General features: G+C 60.0%; 14 protein-coding genes. 7 read left to right on the top strand and 7 right to left on the bottom strand.

The features are described 5' to 3' along the window. Positions 1-3 precede the first annotated feature (3 nt). Positions 4-609: an imidazoleglycerol-phosphate dehydratase HisB gene (hisB, locus tag Q4481_RS11995; RefSeq protein ID WP_304376616.1), complete on the bottom strand. Its 606-nt coding sequence runs from the start codon at positions 607-609 to the stop codon at positions 4-6. Between the two features lie 190 nt (positions 610-799). Between hisB and hslV the strand changes: the two genes are divergently transcribed. The 4 genes from hslV (at position 800) to Q4481_RS11975 (ending at position 5,206) form a co-directional block, all read left to right on the top strand. Further along, a complete protein-coding gene (gene hslV / locus Q4481_RS11990) occupies positions 800-1,360 on the top strand; it encodes an ATP-dependent protease subunit HslV (protein WP_304376615.1) in 561 nt (186 codons plus the stop codon). A 28-nt stretch (positions 1,361-1,388) separates the two neighbouring features. Further along, positions 1,389-2,696 carry an ATP-dependent protease ATPase subunit HslU gene (gene hslU, locus Q4481_RS11985; protein WP_304376614.1) on the top strand — a complete coding sequence of 436 codons (1,308 nt, stop codon included), beginning with the start codon at positions 1,389-1,391 and terminating at the stop codon, positions 2,694-2,696. Between the two features lie 152 nt (positions 2,697-2,848). Further along, the gene (locus Q4481_RS11980) at positions 2,849-3,769 is read left to right on the top strand and encodes a DUF1402 family protein (RefSeq protein ID WP_304376941.1); all 921 of its coding nucleotides are present in this window, start codon (positions 2,849-2,851) and stop codon (positions 3,767-3,769) included. 18 nt (positions 3,770-3,787) lie between these two features. Continuing rightward, positions 3,788-5,206 (top strand): cytochrome P450, encoded by a 1,419-nt coding sequence (locus Q4481_RS11975; RefSeq protein ID WP_304376613.1) that lies wholly within the window; start codon positions 3,788-3,790, stop codon positions 5,204-5,206. Here the strand turns inward: Q4481_RS11975 and Q4481_RS11970 are convergent. Then, entirely contained in the window at positions 5,151-5,720 is a 570-nt protein-coding gene (locus tag Q4481_RS11970) for a hypothetical protein (protein ID WP_304376612.1), read from the bottom strand. The two genes, Q4481_RS11975 and Q4481_RS11970, sit on opposite strands and share 56 nt — an antisense overlap. Positions 5,721-5,834: 114 nt before the next feature. On the opposite strand from Q4481_RS11970, the gene Q4481_RS11965 reads away from it, so the two are divergent. Together Q4481_RS11965 and Q4481_RS11960 are read left to right on the top strand one after the other, a co-directional pair. Further along, positions 5,835-7,832: a hydantoinase/oxoprolinase N-terminal domain-containing protein gene (locus Q4481_RS11965; protein ID WP_304376611.1), complete on the top strand. Its 1,998-nt coding sequence runs from the start codon at positions 5,835-5,837 to the stop codon at positions 7,830-7,832. 108 nt (positions 7,833-7,940) lie between these two features. Further along, entirely contained in the window at positions 7,941-10,094 is a 2,154-nt protein-coding gene (locus Q4481_RS11960; RefSeq protein WP_304376610.1) for a malate synthase G, read from the top strand. Between the two features lie 120 nt (positions 10,095-10,214). Here the strand turns inward: Q4481_RS11960 and Q4481_RS11955 are convergent, their stop codons facing one another. After that, positions 10,215-10,877 carry a L,D-transpeptidase gene (locus tag Q4481_RS11955; RefSeq protein ID WP_304376609.1) on the bottom strand — a complete coding sequence of 221 codons (663 nt, stop codon included), beginning with the start codon at positions 10,875-10,877 and terminating at the stop codon, positions 10,215-10,217. Positions 10,878-11,056: 179 nt separating this feature from the next. Here Q4481_RS11955 and Q4481_RS11950 point away from each other — a divergent pair, with 179 nt between their 5' ends. Next, positions 11,057-11,557, top strand: a complete 501-nt coding sequence (locus Q4481_RS11950; RefSeq protein ID WP_304376608.1) for an MmcB family DNA repair protein — start codon at positions 11,057-11,059, stop codon at positions 11,555-11,557. A gap of 32 nt (positions 11,558-11,589) precedes the next feature. On the opposite strand, the gene Q4481_RS11945 is transcribed toward Q4481_RS11950, so the two are convergent. From Q4481_RS11945 to lhpI, 4 genes are all read right to left on the bottom strand, one after another. Continuing rightward, entirely contained in the window at positions 11,590-12,159 is a 570-nt protein-coding gene (locus Q4481_RS11945; protein ID WP_304376607.1) for an ActR/PrrA/RegA family redox response regulator transcription factor, read from the bottom strand. A gap of 80 nt (positions 12,160-12,239) precedes the next feature. After that, positions 12,240-13,520, bottom strand: a complete 1,281-nt coding sequence (locus Q4481_RS11940; protein ID WP_304376606.1) for an ActS/PrrB/RegB family redox-sensitive histidine kinase — start codon at positions 13,518-13,520, stop codon at positions 12,240-12,242. 13 nt (positions 13,521-13,533) lie between these two features. Then, positions 13,534-15,996, bottom strand: a complete 2,463-nt coding sequence (gene hrpB, locus Q4481_RS11935) for an ATP-dependent helicase HrpB (RefSeq protein ID WP_304376605.1) — start codon at positions 15,994-15,996, stop codon at positions 13,534-13,536. Between the two features lie 8 nt (positions 15,997-16,004). Then, a complete protein-coding gene (gene lhpI / locus Q4481_RS11930; protein ID WP_304376604.1) occupies positions 16,005-16,964 on the bottom strand; it encodes a bifunctional Delta(1)-pyrroline-2-carboxylate/Delta(1)-piperideine-2-carboxylate reductase in 960 nt (319 codons plus the stop codon). Between the last annotated feature and the right edge of the window lie 457 nt (positions 16,965-17,421).

Here is a 17,421-nt window from a genome sequence, read left to right as displayed (position 1 = left end):
CTCCTAGAGGGTGCCCTTGGTCGAGGGAATCCGGTCCGCCTGGCGCGGATCGATTTCGGTCGCGGTGCGCATCACGCGCGCTACTGCCTTGAAGCAGGTTTCGGCAATATGGTGGTTGTTGGCGCCGTAGATATTCTGCACATGCAGGGTGATGCCGGAATTCATCGCAAAGGCCTGGAAGAATTCGCGCACCAGCTCGGTGTCGAACGTCCCGATCTTGGGAGCGGAAAAGGCAACGTTCCAGACCAGGAACGGTCGACCGGACACATCCACGGCCGCGCGCGTCAGCGTCTCGTCCATAGCGAGATCAAGCGAGGCATACCGGGTGATGCCACGCCGGTCGCCCAGCGCCTTGGCAAGGGCGAGCCCGATCGCAATACCCGTATCCTCGACCGTGTGATGGTCGTCGATATGCAGATCGCCGCGCGCCGTGATTTCCATGTCGATCAGCGAATGGCGCGAAAGCTGTTCCAGCATATGGTCGAAAAAGCCGACGCCGGTCGAGATCGTCGATTTTCCGGTTCCGTCAATGCGGACGCTGACCGAAATCTCGGTTTCGTTGGTCTTGCGGGTAATCGTGCCCATGCGCTCGGAACCGGCTACAGCCATATGCCCTTACTCCGTCAATCTCGGCATCTGCGGGCTCATTATCAGGGACGATCGCAAATATCCAGCTTCGCGCCTGCGAAAAAGCAACCGAAATGGCAGCTTGCGGGCCGGTGATTGTATTTCGCCGGCGACGGCCTACATAATCCCCAACGAGCCGGACAGGACGGCAATTCTAATTCAGAGACATGGAATGAGCGAACACGATCCCTATGGAACTATGCATGCCACCACGATCATCACCGTCCGCAAGGGCGGCCAGGTGGTCATGGCCGGCGATGGTCAGGTCAGTCTTGGCCAGACAGTCATGAAGGGCAATGCACGCAAGGTGCGCCGTCTGGCGAAGGGCGAAGTGATTGCCGGTTTTGCCGGCGCCACCGCCGATGCCTTCACGCTGCTCGAGCGGCTCGAGGCCAAGCTCGAACAGTATCCGGGCCAGTTGCAGCGCGCCTGCGTGGAGCTTGCCAAGGATTGGCGCACCGACAAATATCTCCGCCGGCTCGAAGCCATGATGCTGGTCGCGGACAAGTCGATCACTCTGGCCGTGACGGGCAACGGCGATGTGCTGGAACCTGAACATGGCACGATGGCCATCGGTTCGGGTGGCAATTATGCCTATGCAGCGGCACGCGCCTTGATGGACAGCGATAAATCGGCAGAGGATATTGCGCGCAAGGCGATGCAGATCGCCGGCGATATCTGCGTCTATACCAATCACAATGTGGTCGTCGAAACCCTCGACGCCGTCAATTGAGCCGGGCGAACCGGCTGGTGGAATCCTGATGAGTACTTTTACACCCAGAGAAATCGTTTCCGAACTCGATCGCTATATCATCGGTCAGAAGGACGCCAAGCGTGCAGTCGCAATCGCGCTCCGCAACCGCTGGCGCCGCCAGCAGCTCGATGGCGAGTTGCGCGACGAAGTGATGCCGAAGAATATCCTGATGATCGGTCCGACGGGCGTCGGCAAGACCGAAATCTCCCGCCGTCTCGCCAAGCTGGCAGGAGCGCCTTTCATCAAGGTCGAAGCAACCAAGTTCACCGAGGTCGGCTATGTCGGCCGTGACGTCGAACAGATCATTCGTGACCTCGTCGAAGTCGGCATCGGTCTGGTGCGCGAGAAGAAGCGCGCCGAGGTCAAGGCCAAGGCCCATCTGAATGCCGAGGAACGTGTTCTCGACGCTTTGGTCGGGTCGACGGCGTCGCCGGCAACCCGCGACAGCTTCCGCCGCAAGCTGCGGGACAACGAGCTCGATGACAAGGAAATCGAGGTCGAGGTCGCTGATTCGGGCAATTCCGGGCCGGGATTCGAACTGCCCGGGATGCAGGGCGGCACGGTCGGCGTCTTCAATATCGGCGATCTGCTCGGCAAGGCGATGGGCGGACGCACCAAGAAGGTCAAGACAACGGTCAAGGACTCCTACGGCCTGTTGATCGCCGACGAATCCGACAAGCTGATCGACAGCGATCAGATTGCCCGCGAAGCGGTCAGGTCGGTGGAAAACGATGGCATCGTCTTCCTCGATGAGATCGACAAGATTGCGGCTCGCGATGGCGGCGTCGGTGCTGGCGTCTCGCGTGAAGGTGTCCAGCGCGATCTTCTGCCTTTGGTCGAAGGAACAACGGTTTCGACGAAATATGGCCCGGTACGCACCGATCACGTCCTTTTCATTGCTTCCGGCGCCTTCCATGTCGCCAAGCCGTCGGACCTGCTTCCGGAACTGCAGGGCCGCCTGCCGATCCGCGTCGAGCTCAAGGCACTGACGAAAGAGGATTTTCGCCGGATTCTCACCGAAACCGAAGCCAGCCTCATTCGCCAGTATATCGCGCTGATGCTGACCGAAAACGTCAATCTCAGCTTCACTGAGGACGCGATCGACGCGTTGGCGGATGTGGCGGTGAAGCTCAATTCGACGGTCGAGAATATCGGCGCGCGTCGCCTGCAGACCGTGATGGAGCGGGTGCTCGATGAGCTGAGCTTTGAGGCGCCCGACCAGCCGGGCCGCGAAGTGCTGATCGATTCGGCCTATGTCGAAAGCCATGTCGGCGAACTTGCGGCCAATACCGACCTGTCGCGTTACATCCTCTAGCACAAGCGGCCGCTAAAAAATCGGGAGCCGGACAAGGGCCGGCTCTTGATTTTGACACGATTGCGGGCCATTCGCTACCAACGATTTCCACCCTGTTCGATCGGGAAATGCCCGCCTTGTTTCGTTTCACCTCGCTCGCCCTGCTCACGCTGATGATCGGCTTGTCGCCAGCCATGGCGGAAGCCGTAACCAAGGTTCCGGCAGGCAATCGCCATGTCGAGCAACCGGCGGTTCCCGGCGCATCGAAGCGCCGGACCAAGGCAGGAAAGACGACGTTCGAAAACAAATATGCCAAGGTTCGCGATCTGCTCGCCAACGACACGGCGTTGATCGGCAAGATCAAGTCGATTTCCCGTCAGTATGGCATTGCACCCATTCATATGCTCGGTGCCATAGTCGGTGAACATACCTACAATGTCGATGCCTACGACCGGCTGCAGAGCTACTATGTGAAAGCGGCTGCCTATGCCGGAAATTCCTTCCGGTTTGCCCATGAGGGAATGTCCGTCACCGATTTCGTTACCCGGCAGGAGTTTTCTTCCTGCGAGGCCAAGTCCGGTTCCTATGCGATCTGGACATGTCGCGAGCGCGTCTGGGACCAGTCGTTTCGTGGAAAGTCGGTCGATGGGATCGACTGGCCGAACAATCGCTTTTCGGCCGTCTTCTTCCAGCCTTTCTATGCCGGTCAGACATTCGGCCTTGGCCAGATCAATCCGCTGACGGCGCTGGAATTGTCGGATCTCGTCTCAAAGGTTTCTGGATATCCCGCCCTCGATGCGGCCGATGCCAACGGTGTCTATGAGGCGATCATGGATCCGGATAAATCGCTTGCCTTCATGGCTGCCTCGATCAGGATGTCGATCGATGATTATCGGAAGATTGCGGGCATGGATATTTCCGGCAATCCGGGTTTGACCGCCACACTTTTCAATGTCGGCAATTCTGCCGATCGTGCGGCAGCGTTGGCCGCCAAAAACCGAGGGCGCTCGGGAGCCGATCTCATTCTGCCGGAAGAAAACTATTACGGCTGGCTGGTGAACTACAAGCTTGCCGAACTGGAAAATCTGCTTTGACGGAGAAGGGGTTCGGGCATGCAGGAAGAGAGCAGTTCCGAACCGTTTGAAGCGCCGGCTCCTATCCCGAGAACAGTGCCGCCATCGCGGCTCGAAATCATTCGTGTTCTTTTCCGCAATCCGCTCGAACTCTGGGGCGAACCGAGCTACACGCTCCCCGTCATCCAGATCAGCTTCTTTGGCCAGAAGACCACGATCGCCAACCATCCGGGTCTGATCAAGCATGTCCTGGTTGACAATGCCTCCAACTACGGCATGCAGACTATTCGCCAGCTGGTGCTGCGGCCAATCCTTCGCGATGGATTGCTGACGGCCGAGGGCGATACCTGGCGCCGTTCGCGCAAGGCGATGGCACCTGTTTTCACGCCCCGTCACGCGCGTGGGTTCGCCTCGCAGATGCTGCGCAAATCCGAGGAGTTCTCCGCCCGCTATGAGAAGGCGGCGGCCTCTGGCGCGACGGTCAATATTGCGACTGACATGACCGAGCTTACCTATGAAATTCTCGCCGAGACGCTATTTTCCGGTGGTATTACCACCGGAACCGAGGGCTTTGCCGATAAGGTCGACCAGCTTCTGCATTCGATGGGCCGCATCGATCCGATGGATCTGCTGCAGGCTCCGAGCTGGGTTCCGCGGTTTACCCGGCTACGGGGCCGACGCTCGCTGGCCCTCTTCCGCGGCATCGTTGCCGAGACGATGGCCGCACGAAAAGCGAAAATGGCCACAGGCGAAGCGGTGCCGGATGACTTTCTCACCCTGCTCCTCAATCTCGAGGGTGACGACGGGCTGAGCCGCGACGAGATTGAAGACAATATCCTGACATTCATCGGGGCCGGGCATGAGACGACGGCTCGCGCTCTTGCCTGGACATTCTATTGCCTTGCCGAGACGCCGGCTTTCCGGGCGAAGATGGAGGAGGAGATTGATAGCGTGATCGGGACCGGTGCCGAGCCGGTCGAATGGCTGGAGCGCATGCCGCATGTGCGCGCCGCTTTCGAGGAGGCGCTACGGCTCTACCCGCCAGCGCCTTCGATCAACCGGATGCCTTTGAAGGACGATCGCTGGACCGACGAGAATGGTCGTGTGTTCGAACTCGCCGCGGGCACGTCAGTGCTGATCATGCCTTGGACACTGCATCGGCATAAGCTCTATTGGGATCGTCCGCGTCATTTCATACCCGAGCGTTTCCTGCCCGAAAACCGTGATCGTATACACCGCTTTCAATATCTGCCGTTCGGTGCCGGACCCCGGATCTGTATCGGCGCGACGTTTGCCCTGCAGGAGGCGGTCATTGCGCTGGCGGTGCTGATGCATCGCTATCGCTTCGATCTTGCGGGCGATCAGAAGCCCTGGCCTGTCCAGAGGCTGACCACCCAGCCGGTCAACGGGATTGACCTGAAGGTGTCGGCGCGGAAAGCGTCCCCGTCGGTTTCTTGATCGACTTGATGCGGGCGCAGGTCGATTCGCCGACATTGTCGCAAGGCCGGTAGGTAACGATCTCGCTGCCTGAACCGTCGGCCCACACCACCTGGATCGAAATCGTCTTCGCCTGTTCGTGCTTCAGGTCGAGATAGATATATTTGTTTTCAGGATCATCGGCCGGAATATTGAACGGTTGTTGCGGATCGCAACTGCCCAAGGGAAAGCGCTTGTCGAGCGCATCGGAATTGATCGAGTAGCGGATTTCCGACAATCGGCAGCGCATCGTCTGCAACGCCGTGAAATAGACGAGCTGGCGGTTGTCATAGTTACGGAACTGGATCCAGCCACTCTGCTTGTTGGCATCCAGCATGGCCTGATAGATGGCCATGTCAGGCAGCTGCGGCGCATATTCGTCCTCTTCGGCTGATGCCGCCGTGCACTGGGCAAGCACTGCAAACCCGATGGAAGTCAGGACCTTTAGCCCAGATGCACGCATGCCATGCCTGTCATTCGTCAATTTCCGCTTCATTCTGCCGCTTCCTGCTCTTTCTATTCGTTTGTGAATACCATAATCCGAGGGTCGGTGCGCCCTGTCTCGAAAAGCGTGCCAACATCGACAGGTTGTTTCATCAGGTATAACGGCGTGGCATCCCAATTTCTTCTCGGCATCGATACTGGCGGAACCTATACCGACGCAGTGCTGTTCAGCCCCGCAGAGGGCGTTACCGCCCGGGCAAAGTCTCTGACGACCCGCCACGATCTCGCCGAAGGGATCCGGGGTGCCGTCGACAATGTCCTCAGGGACACGGGAACGGACCCGAGGGATATTCGCCTCGCCTCGCTTTCGACGACGCTGGCCACCAATGCGCTTGTGGAAGGGCAGGGCGGTCGCGTCTGTCTGGTCATGATCGGTTTCGGACCCGAGGATCTCGAGCGCGACGGATTGAAGACTGCGATCGGCAGCGATCCGGTTCTGTTTCTGCCGGGCGGCCACAATGTCCATGGTCATGAGAACCCGCTCGTTATGGCCGGGCTTGAAGCCGAAATCGATGGCCTGTCGCAGTCGGTTTCCGCCTTTGCGGTCGCGGGCTATTTTGCCGTCCGCAACCCCGAGCATGAGTTGCGGGTGCGCGATTTCATCCGTTCTCGCACCGGATTGCCGGTCACCTGTAGCCATGATCTTTCCTCCAAGCTCGGCGGGCCGCGTCGTGCCCTGACGACTTTGCTCAATGCACGGCTTGTCTCGATGATCGATCGGTTGATCGGCTCCTGCGAGGATTTCCTGCGCAATCGCGGTGTCGATGCTCCCCTGATGGTCGTCAGGGGTGATGGCGCGCTGATCTCATCCGGCGAGGCGCGCTTGCGCCCCATCGAGACCATTCTGTCCGGCCCCGCAGCAAGCCTTGTCGGCGCCCGGTTCCTGACCGGCCTCGACAATGCCGTCGTCTCCGACATCGGTGGTACGACGACCGATGTCGCTATTCTCGACAATGGCAAGCCGCGGCTTGATGAGAATGGTGCCGTCGTCGGCGGCTATCGAACGATGGTGCAGGCGGTGGCCATGCGTACCTACGGCCTTGGCGGCGATTCCGAAGTGCATGTCGATATCCGCAGCCTTGATGGTTCCCTCAATCTCGGTCCGCGCCGCATCCTTCCCTTGAGCCTGATCGCCCATCTGCATGGCGATGGCGTGGTCGAGATGCTCGATCGCCAGCTGAAGGCGGCCCATGCCGGCCGGTACGATGGACGCTTTGCCGTCCGCTCCGGCCTGCCGGACCGGTTTGCGAGCGGCCTTTCCAATCCCGACCAGGCGCTTTATGCCCGCATCGGCCAGGAACCCATTGCCCTCAACGATCTGCTGACGACGTCAATGCAGAAGGCCTCGCTCGATCGTCTCGTCGCGCGCGGTCTCGTGCATCTTTGCGGTGTTACCCCCTCCGATGCGATGCATCTTGTTGGCCGCCAGGGCCAATGGCGCAAGGATGCTGCCCGGCTGGGGCTCGAGATCCTGGCGCGCTCCCGCGATGCGAGCGGCAAGCCGATTGCCGATACACCGGAAGAAATGGCGGCCAAGATCGAAGCCCGCATGACGCTGCAATCATCGCAGGTCATTCTCGCGGCCGCTCTTGGTGAAGATGGGGTCGAGGGCGTCGATCCCGCCCGGTCCGTCCCTGTGGCGCGCTCGCTCGCCCGGACACCGGGTGTCGTGCGGTTTTCGATGGCACTCGACCGGCCCCTGATCGGTCTCGGAGCATCGGCGCATGTCTATTACCCGGCGATTGCCGCAATGCTTGCAGCCGAATCGGTCATTCCGTCGGATGCCGGCGTGGCCAATGCGATCGGTGCCGTTGCCGGAGAAATCAGCCAGACGGTGACGGTTGTCGTGACCTCGCCGGAAGAGGGGATCTATATCGTTTCCGGTGGTGGCGAGACCCTGCGGCGAACCGGTGAGGCGCAGACCCTGGCCATGGCACGCGAGCGAGCGCTTGAAGCAGCCCGGTCCCTTGCGATCGCGAGTGGGGCCGAAGAGCCGGTTCTCTCGATGAACGAGGTCATCGAAGCGCCGGAGATCGAAGGCAGCCGCAAGCTGGTTGAGGCACGTTTCGTGGCTACAGCATCGGGTCGACCAAAAATCACCTGAGATTTGTTCCAGAAGGGAACAAATCTTTGCCGATCGCGCGGAATTGACTGTGATCGGCCGCTATCGCAGTGTCGTCCCGACATTCGATAGATGCGGGAGACAAAGATCATGGCAATGATCGAAAAGAACGGCCTCAAGATCGACAGCGAGCTTCACAATTTCATCCTGACGGAAGCATTGCCGGGAACCGGCATCGATCCGGAGCGGTTCTTTTCCGGGATGTCGGACATCATCCATGATCTGGCGCCGAAGAACCGGGCTCTGCTGCAAAAACGCGACGCGCTGCAGCTGCAGATCGACGATTGGCACCGCAAGAACGGTGCGCCGACCGATCTTGCGCGCTATGAGGCGTTCCTTCGCGAAATCGGCTATCTGCTGCCCGAGGGCGATGCCTTTTCGGTTTCCACGGACAATGTCGATCCGGAGATTGCGACGATCGCCGGTCCGCAGCTCGTCGTTCCGGTGATGAATGCACGCTATGCACTCAACGCCGCCAATGCCCGCTGGGGCTCGCTCTATGATGCGCTCTACGGCACCGATGCGATTGCGGAAAGTGATGGCGCGGAAAAGGGCAAGGGCTACAATCCGGTGCGCGGCGAAAAGGTCATCGCCTGGGCGCGCGCCTTTCTCGACCAGGCGGCACCGCTCGCCGGCGGCAGCTGGGCGACGGTCCAGTCCCTGACGGTGAAGGATGGTGTCCTGCACGTGACCAACGCCGAGGGCGCGACCGGATTGAAGGATCCGGCCCAGTTTGCCGGCATCAATCAGGATGGCCAGGGCATCTTCCTCGAAAACAACGGCCTCCTGGTGGAAATCCGCCAGGATCCCGAGAGCGCGATCGGCAAGACCGATCCGGCGCATATCTCCGATGTTCGTCTCGAATCGGCCATCACCGCCATTATGGACTGCGAGGATTCGGTGGCGGCTGTCGATGCCGAGGACAAGGTGGTCGTCTATCGCAACTGGCTCGGCCTGATGAAGGGCGATCTCACCGAGGAGGTCTCGAAGGGAGGCCGTACCTTTACCCGCAGCCTCTCCGATGATGTCGCGATCACCCGGCCAGACGGCAGTTTGGCAGCGCTCAAGGGCCGTTCGCTGATGCTGGTGCGCAATGTCGGGCACCTGATGACCAACCCGGCGATCATCGACAAGCACGGCAACGAGGTTCCGGAAGGCATCATGGATGCCTGCGTGACAGCGCTCATTGCGCTGCATGATGTCGGCCCCGGTGGTCGGGCCATGAATTCCCGCAAGGGGTCCATGTATGTGGTCAAGCCGAAGATGCACGGTCCAGAAGAGGTGGCCTTCGCCGTCGAGATCTTCACCCGTGTCGAATCGATGCTTCAGATGCCGCGCAACACGATCAAGATGGGCATCATGGACGAGGAGCGGCGCACCACCATCAATCTCAAGGAGTGCATTCGGGCCGCAGCCGAACGCGTCGTCTTCATCAATACCGGCTTCCTCGACCGGACCGGCGACGAGATCCATACCTCGATGGAAGCCGGGCCGATGATCCGCAAGGGTGACATGAAGCAGGCGGCCTGGATTGCAGCCTACGAGAACTGGAATGTCGATATCGGGCTCGAATGCGGCCTGTCGGGTCGGGCGCAGATCGGCAAGGGCATGTGGGCCATGCCGGATCTCATGGCCGCGATGCTGGAACAGAAGATCGCTCACCCGAAAGCGGGCGCAAACACCGCCTGGGTCCCGTCGCCGACGGCCGCCACGCTGCATGCCACCCACTATCATCGCGTCGATGTCGCCGAGGTCCAGAAGGGGCTGAAGAGCCGGGCGCGGGCAAAACTCTCCGATATCCTCAGCGTCCCGGTCGCCGTGAGGCCGAACTGGACAGCCGAAGAGATCCAGCGCGAGATCGACAACAATTGCCAGGGCATTCTTGGTTATGTCGTGCGCTGGATCGATCAGGGCGTCGGTTGCTCGAAGGTTCCGGACATCAACGATATTGGCCTGATGGAAGATCGCGCCACCCTTCGCATCTCCGCCCAGCATATGGCCAACTGGCTGCATCACGGCATCATCAGCGCCGATCAGGTCATGGAAACGATGAAGCGCATGGCTTCGATCGTCGACAAGCAGAATGCGGCCGATCCGCTCTATCGCCCGATGGCTGCAGATTTTGATGGCTCGATCGCCTTCCAGGCGGCTCTGGATCTTGTATTCAAGGGTCGCGCGCAGCCGAACGGCTACACGGAGCCGGTGCTGCACCGCCGTCGCCTTGAACTGAAGGCTGCCAGCTGATCGTTGGCCCATAATCATTGCCGGCTATGGATCGCCGGCAATGAATCTCTCCGTTGGATTTTGAGACACGAAAAAGCCGCTGGTATTCCCAGCGGCTTTGATGTTTTCGGTCCGGAAATCTCAGAGAACGATGACGCGCGCGGTCTTGCCCGGGCGGACGCGCGAATAGAGATCGATCACGTCCTGGTTCATCAGACGGATGCAGCCCGAAGAAGCCGCAGTCCCGATCGAGTTCCATTCGGGCGTTCCATGCAGGCGGAACATCGTGTCGCGACCCTTCTCGTCGAAGAGATACATGGCGCGAGCGCCGAGCGGGTTGCGCAGGCCAGGTTCCATGCCCTTTTCGACATATTTGGCGACTTCCGGCTTGCGATCGGCCATTTCTGCCGGCGGATGCCAGGTCGGCCATTCCTGCTTCCAGGCCACATAGGCCTCGCCCTTCCAGGCAAAACCCTGCTTGCCGACGCCGATGCCGTAACGAACAGCCTTGCCGCCGCCCAGAATGTAATAAAGGAAGCGCTTCTTCGTATCGACGATGATGGTACCGCGACGCTCGCTGGTCTCGTAGTTCACGATCTGACGATGAAACTGCTTGTCGACCCGTTTGATCGGAATGGCCGGAAGGGCATAACCGGAGTCGGTTACCTTGCCGTAGGCGTCCGAAAAGATCTGCGTGGTTTCGACCTTGCTGTCCGTCGAGGAGCTGGTCGTGGTCGTGGAGCAGGAGGCGAGTGCAATGGTCAGCAACAGGCCGGCAGCTGTTGAGGCGTGGCGGAGGCGCATGTGTTTCTCTTGATCTGTAGGCGAATTACACTGGATGGTTCGACCATCGACAATTATGGTTTATTTTCGATTAACAGCTGATTTGCAAGCATATGCGCTGCAACATCGGCGACCTGCAGGGCAATTAAATTCGGCATGACTTTTTTGCAACAATATCCGCGAGCTGGCGAAAGGTTATCATGGGATTAATTTCGATTCATGGTGACCATCCTCTTAAGGATGGACGCCAGTCCGAGCGCGCACTCGCTGTCAGACGCGGCATGCAGCGGCTTCTTGCCGATATGCGGCATGTCTCGCTTCCGGAATTAAGCCTGCCAACCGGAAGGCGGGCGGATCTGGTGACAATTTCCGACAAGGGCGAGATCTGGATCATCGAAATCAAGTCTTCGATCGAAGACTTTCGCGCCGATCACAAATGGTCGGATTACCGCCCCCATTGCGATCGTCTGTTCTTCGCAACGCTGAGGGATGTTCCGGCGGAGATCTTTCCGGAAGAATGCGGTCTCTTTCTCTCCGATTCCTATGGCGCCGAAATGATCAGGGACGCCCCTGAGCACAGGCTGCCGCCCGCGACCCGCAAATCGATGACCCTGAATTTCTCGAGGATAGCAGCAACCCGCCTGATGCATGCCGAATGGGCCTCAGTGACGCTCGGTCTCGAAAATCCGAACCAGGATTAATACCAAGCGTCGATGATAGGAACCGATTGCGCCTATTTCGGTGCCCGTTTGGCTAGAATACGTTGCAGCGTGCGCCGATGCATGTTGAGCCGCCGTGCGGTTTCCGAAACATTGCGCTCGCACATTTCATAGACGCGCTGGATATGTTCCCAACGCACCCGGTCTGCCGACATCGGATTTTCCGGCGGATCGATCTTCTCATCCCCGCGTCGGGTCAGCGCCGCAAACACTTCGTCCGCATCGGCCGGCTTGGCGAGATAGTCGACCGCACCCAGCTTGACCGCCGTCACCGCGGTGGCGATGTTGCCATAACCGGTCAGGACGATCATACGGCTATCGTCGCGCTTGGTGCGAATGGTTTCGATGACATCAAGACCGCTGCCATCGGCCAGACGCAGGTCCACCACGGCATATTTGGGTGGATTGGCTTTCGCCTTGGCAATGCCTTCGGCCACCGATTCAGCGGCCTCGACGCGAAAACCACGCCCCTCCAGGGCACGGGCCAGACGTTTGAGAAACGGCGCATCATCTTCCACGATCAACAAAGACGCGTCCGGTCCAATCAGGTCCGCTGATCCTGCTTTCGTCTCCAACTCAGCCATCTCTCCGCCTTCCCTGCCTTTGCGGCTTACAGATTACACGTCTTTAATATAGAAAGCCGGTGCGATTGACCAATATGAAATCAGTCCTTCGCCTCCATGTTTTCCCGATCCCAGGTCACGCAGATACGGGCGCCGGGCGCATTTTCAAAGCTGATCGTCGCACCGGACCGTTCGAGAAGTGTTTTGGCAATGAACAATCCGAGCCCGAGCCCACCGGCCTTCGCCTGCGGTGAGCGCCGCGTCACATAGGGATCGCCGATTCGCTGCAAAATGTCGGGCGCGAAACCCTCTCCATCATCCTCGATGCAGATGCGGACGCGATCAGCCGTATGTTCGACCGAAATCGTGACAGTCGAACGGGCATAGTCGACGGCGTTTTCGATCAGATTGCCCAATCCGTAGATGATTCCGGCATTGCGCTTGCCCATCGGCTCGCTCTGACGCGGGCTTTTTTCCTCGATCCGGATATCGATGCCGAAATTGCGGTGGGGCGCCACCACTTCCTCGATCAGGGAGGAAAGGGAAAGAAGCCGCAGATGCTCTTCATTGCCGCTCGAAAGCGTCGTCAGGCGTCGCATAATATCACGGCAGCGTTCGCTTTGGCTGATCAGGAGCTGGACGTCGTCGCGGAGCGGATGTTCGGGCCCGATCTCATGGGCCATTTCCTTGGCGACCAGTGAAATGGTGGCGAGCGGCGTGCCAAGTTCATGGGCAGCTGCAGCCGCCAGGCCATCAAGTTCGGACAGGTGCATTTCCCGCTGCAATACCAGTTCGGTGGCGGCAAGGGCATCGGACAATTGCCCGGCTTCAAGCGAAACGCGGTAGGAATAGAATGCGGCAAAGGCGGTGGTCGAAACGATTGCGAGCCACATGCCCATGAGCAGCAACGGGTCATAGGGAACCGAAATCCCCGGATACCAGGGAAGCGGAAAGGGCGAGAAAGCGAGCGCCGTGATGCAGAGCATCGAGATTGCCACCAGCCCGAGACTGTAGCGCAGCGGCTGGGCGGCACTCGAAATGATGACAGGGACCGAAACAAGCGGTGCAAACGGGTTAGACAATCCGCCGGTCACGAACAGCAATGCCGTCAGTTGCAGAAGGTCGAAACCAAGCATGGCAAGGGCAGCTTCCGGCTCCAGTCGCCAGCTCGCGGGGAAGGAGAATTGCAGCCAGGCATTGACGCCTGCAAGGGCGGCAATGAAGACCAGGCACAGCCACAGGGGCAGTTCGAAGCCCAGGAACCCGGCAACGATCAGCACCGAGACGGCCTGACCGCCCACGGCAAACCAGCGCAGCCGGACGAGTGTCTGGTTGCGAAGCTTGCGGCTTTCCGCAACGCTGCCGGTCATGTCTCTGGCCATGTCATTCCTCCCGTCAGGTGCCGCGCGGCTTGGCGCGACTGGTCGGTATAGCGTCGGCCGGATCCTCCGGCCAGGGATGTTTCGGATAGCGGCCGCGCATATCGGCTCGCACATCCTTCCAGGACCCTGCCCAGAAACCGACGAGATCGCGTGTCGTCTGGATCGGTCGATGGGCCGGTGATGTCAGCTCAAGCAACAGAGGAATACGCCCGCCGCCAATGGATGGATGTGTCTTCAGGCCAAAAAGTTCCTGCACCCGCACCGTGAGCACCGGTTCATCGCTGCTATAGTCCAGGGCATGACGATTGCCCGCCGGCGTTTCGAAATGTGTCGGTGCCAGACGGTCGAGGTCGCGGCGAAGATCGTAAGGCACGAGGCTCATCAGTCCCTCGTAGAGCCCGCCCGGATCGATCTCCGAAATGGAACGGACACCGCTCTGGTAGGGTGTGAACCAGCTTTGCATCGATCCAAGCAGCTGTTCGTCACCGACATCCGGCCAGGGGTCACCGAGGCTGCGATGGAGGAAACCCAGCCGTTCGCGCAGTTGCAGCGCCGCCTTGGAAAAAGGAAGAACGGCAAGGCCGAGATTTTGAATTCCCTCAATGAGAGCCGCTTCCGCTGCTGGTCCGGATGGACGGGGCAGCGGAGCCTCTTCGAGGATGATCGCGCCCAGCCGGGTGACGCGACGGGCCCGAACCTGGCGGCTCGCGGCATCAAAGAGGCACTGATCCTCCTTGACGATCGCATCCGGCAATTCCTCTTCGATTGCGGCGCGCGAAATTTCGGCGGCGGAGAGAATACGCTGTGCGCCTGCCCGTCCGGTCAGATCGGCAACCACCAGCATCTCCGCATTGGCCAGTCGTTCACTGTCCGGCAGTTCGCCGCCGCGACCATTGGCGAGCACGAACCGGCCGCGACCGCCGCGACGAAAGGCAATTCGGTCCGGAAAGGCATGCAGGAGCAGGCGTCCGGGCAGCGCGGCGGCGGCCTCCCTTTGCTGGCCAGGCAGATTGGCCGCCATGGAACGCGCGAGGCGCCGCGCCTTGTCCGCCCGTTCGCCGCGCTCGTGGCGAAACCGGCTCAACCGTTCCTCGATATCGACGGCATTGCCGCCCAGCCCCTGTTCGGTCAAGAGAACGGCAATCTCGGTTGCTGCGAGACCCTGTCCCTGATGCGATGCAGCGACGGCCATGGCGGCCAGTCGCGGCGGCAGGCCGAGCGCCCGGATCGCGCGCCCATCGTCCGTCAGACCACCTTGTGCATCGATCGCGCCAAGCGCTTTCAGCAGGTTCCGGGCTTCACTGATGGTCGATTCAGGCGGATGATCGAGCAGTCTGAGATCCTGCGGTGACGCGACGCCCCAGGAGAGAAGATCGAGAAGGAAGCCTGAAAGATCGGTCGACAGGATTTCCGGTGGTGTGAAGGCTTCCATCGCCGCATTCTGTCCCTCGTGCCAGAGACGAATGGCGATGCCGGGTTCTGTGCGGCCGGCGCGGCCGGCGCGCTGGTCGGCCGACGCCCGCGAAACCTTTCGGGTTTCCAGCCGTGTGATGCCGGTGGCGGCCTCGTAGACGGGCAATCGCTGCAGGCCACTATCGATGACAATCCTGACCCCATCGATGGTGATCGAGGTTTCCGCGATTGATGTCGCAAGCACGACCTTGCGCTGGCCAGCGGGCGGCGGCCGGATGGCCTGATCCTGGCTCTTCTGATCAAGATTGCCATAGAGCGGCACCACGAGCGTATCGGCACCGAGACTGGTTCCGAGCAGCTCCACCGTGCGCTGGATTTCGCGCTGACCGGGCAGGAACGCGAGAATCGAACCGGCTTCCTGTCGATGGGCAGCCGCAATCGCGCGCACCATGCTGACCTCGATTGGCTCGGAGGCCTCGCGTGGTTGATAGCGATAGTCGATCGAAAATGACCGCCCGAGGCTGCGAATGACAGGCGCCTGCTCAAGCAGGGCCGCAATCCGCTCGGTATCGAGCGTTGCCGACATGACGAGAATTCTCAGATCCTGCCTAAGCGCCCCCTGCACATCAAGTGCCAGCGCCAGGCCGAAATCGGCATCGAGCGACCGTTCGTGGAATTCATCGAAGATCACGCATCCAATATCTGAAAGTTCCGGATCGTCGAGGATCATGCGGGCAAAAACCCCTTCCGTCACCACCTCGATCCGGGTCTGGCGCGAAATGCGATTGTCGAGCCGCATCCGGTAACCGACCAATTCGCCGACCGACTGGCCGAGGATCGACGCCATGCGGTTGGCGGCAGCACGCGCCGCCAGCCGGCGCGGTTCGAGCAGGATGATCCGCTTATCCTGACGCCAGGATGCGCTCAGGAGATGAAGTGGGACGATCGTGGTCTTCCCGGCCCCGGGTGGAGCGGAAAGCACCGCGACATTGCCCTTGTCGAGCGCGACCGAAATCTCGTCCAGAACCTCGCTGACGGGCAATGGCGGCAATGGCATCGGCATAATCGAACTCAGCCCTCGCCGTCAGGCTGCAGACTATGGCTCTCAAGTGCGAAAATCGCACCGGCCAAATCTTCGAGGCTGGCGCCAACCGATTTGAACAGCGTCATGGTGTCTGGGCTTGATCGTCCCGGGTGCCGCCCGCTGACGAGATCCGCAAGGTCCGCCCTGATGTCGACTGCGCCGATGATGCCGGCTGCCATCGGCTGTAGCAGGTCGCCGGCTTCCGAAAGCGCCCCGGCGCGCGTGTCGACGAAAATGTCGGAGCGCTGAACGGCATCATCATCGCTTTCGCGCATGGTCGGCTTGTAGGCACCGATAAGATCGAGATGCGTACCGGGTCGCAACCAGGCCCCATGGATGAGCGGTTTTGAGGAGAGAGTCGCGCAGGAAATGATGTCGGCACGACCGGCCGCCTCCGCGAGATCGGTCACGACGTCTGCTTTAAGCCCGAGGGCTTCGGCGCGCAGGGCAATCGGTCGCGCCTTTTCGGCATCGCGCCCCCAGACGAGAACATGCTTGATTGGCCGTACGGTTCTATGGGCTTCGATGAGGTTTGCTGACAGCCGACCGGTTCCGCATACGAGCAGGGTCGAGGCGTCGGAGCGCGAAAGATATCGGCTCGCAAGCGCTGATGCCGCTGCCGTTCTGCGGGCGGTCAGTTCACCGCCATCGATGACGGCGAGCAATTCGCCTGTCACGCCCGAAGAGAGAAGATAGGAGCCATAAATTGAGGGAAGACCGCGCGCGCCGTTGCCCGGAAACACCGACACCATCTTCAGACCCACATAGCGACCCGGCAACCAGGCCGGCATCAGAAGAAGCGTCGCATCGGCTTCGCCAGGAACCGCCACATCATGATGGTGGCGCGGCGGCGCCACGCATTCCGATGCGAACATTTTTGCGAGCGCATCGATCAGCCCGTCGAAGGCCAGCGCCTTGCGCGTTTCAACTTCATTGAGAACCAGCATACCATCACCATTAAGAGAGAAATCGATCGGAAGAGATGTCTTTCCCTTTCATAAACCATGCCGAAAGGCGAACGCAGCCAATTCCACCCGCAAAGGCCGCAAATTCCACGAATTTCAGCATCGAAACAGGAGCCAACAAGCCCCGCTTCACATTTACATCCATATTTTCAATAACTTAGAGAAAAAATGAATTTCTTGAAAAAAAGCGCGTTGACAAGGCCGAGACCCCCGGCCTATAAGCTGCGTCAAGACGAGGGCGGCGGGCGCTGCTGGCGACCAAAGAACTCGCTCTTGAGATTGACGAAAAAATTGACCGGTTTCGGTTGATCCTAGTCAACGAAATTTTGGCCTTTTGGGCTAATGTAATGGACAGAATTTCTGTCAGTTCTTTGAGATTGTAGGATAGGAAGAAAGAGAGACGTGGACGGCGGGTGTCTGCGGTGGCTTTAGGCTTTAG

It is taken from the genome of Fluviirhizobium alvei (assembly GCF_030551875.1).
Taxonomy (GTDB): Bacteria; Pseudomonadota; Alphaproteobacteria; order Rhizobiales; family Rhizobiaceae; genus Rhizobium_E; species Rhizobium_E alvei.
The sequence above is the reverse complement of the archived record's forward strand: the minus strand, read 5'-3'. Positions and strand labels throughout refer to the sequence as shown.

Bases quoted from the DNA above. Each gene is read 5' to 3' on its own strand.
- hisB (WP_304376616.1), bottom strand. From the start codon at position 609: ATGGCTGTAGCCGGTTCCGAGCGCATGGGCACGATTACCCGCAAGACC.
- hslV (WP_304376615.1), top strand. From the start codon at position 800: ATGAGCGAACACGATCCCTATGGAACTATGCATGCCACCACGATCATC.
- hslU (WP_304376614.1), top strand. From the start codon at position 1,389: ATGAGTACTTTTACACCCAGAGAAATCGTTTCCGAACTCGATCGCTAT.
- Q4481_RS11980 (WP_304376941.1), top strand. From the start codon at position 2,849: ATGATCGGCTTGTCGCCAGCCATGGCGGAAGCCGTAACCAAGGTTCCG.
- Q4481_RS11975 (WP_304376613.1), top strand. From the start codon at position 3,788: ATGCAGGAAGAGAGCAGTTCCGAACCGTTTGAAGCGCCGGCTCCTATC.
- Q4481_RS11970 (WP_304376612.1), bottom strand. From the start codon at position 5,720: ATGAAGCGGAAATTGACGAATGACAGGCATGGCATGCGTGCATCTGGG.
- Q4481_RS11960 (WP_304376610.1), top strand. From the start codon at position 7,941: ATGGCAATGATCGAAAAGAACGGCCTCAAGATCGACAGCGAGCTTCAC.
- Q4481_RS11955 (WP_304376609.1), bottom strand. From the start codon at position 10,877: ATGCGCCTCCGCCACGCCTCAACAGCTGCCGGCCTGTTGCTGACCATT.
- Q4481_RS11950 (WP_304376608.1), top strand. From the start codon at position 11,057: ATGGGATTAATTTCGATTCATGGTGACCATCCTCTTAAGGATGGACGC.
- Q4481_RS11945 (WP_304376607.1), bottom strand. From the start codon at position 12,159: ATGGCTGAGTTGGAGACGAAAGCAGGATCAGCGGACCTGATTGGACCG.
- Q4481_RS11940 (WP_304376606.1), bottom strand. From the start codon at position 13,520: ATGGCCAGAGACATGACCGGCAGCGTTGCGGAAAGCCGCAAGCTTCGC.
- hrpB (WP_304376605.1), bottom strand. From the start codon at position 15,996: ATGCCGATGCCATTGCCGCCATTGCCCGTCAGCGAGGTTCTGGACGAG.
- lhpI (WP_304376604.1), bottom strand. From the start codon at position 16,964: ATGCTGGTTCTCAATGAAGTTGAAACGCGCAAGGCGCTGGCCTTCGAC.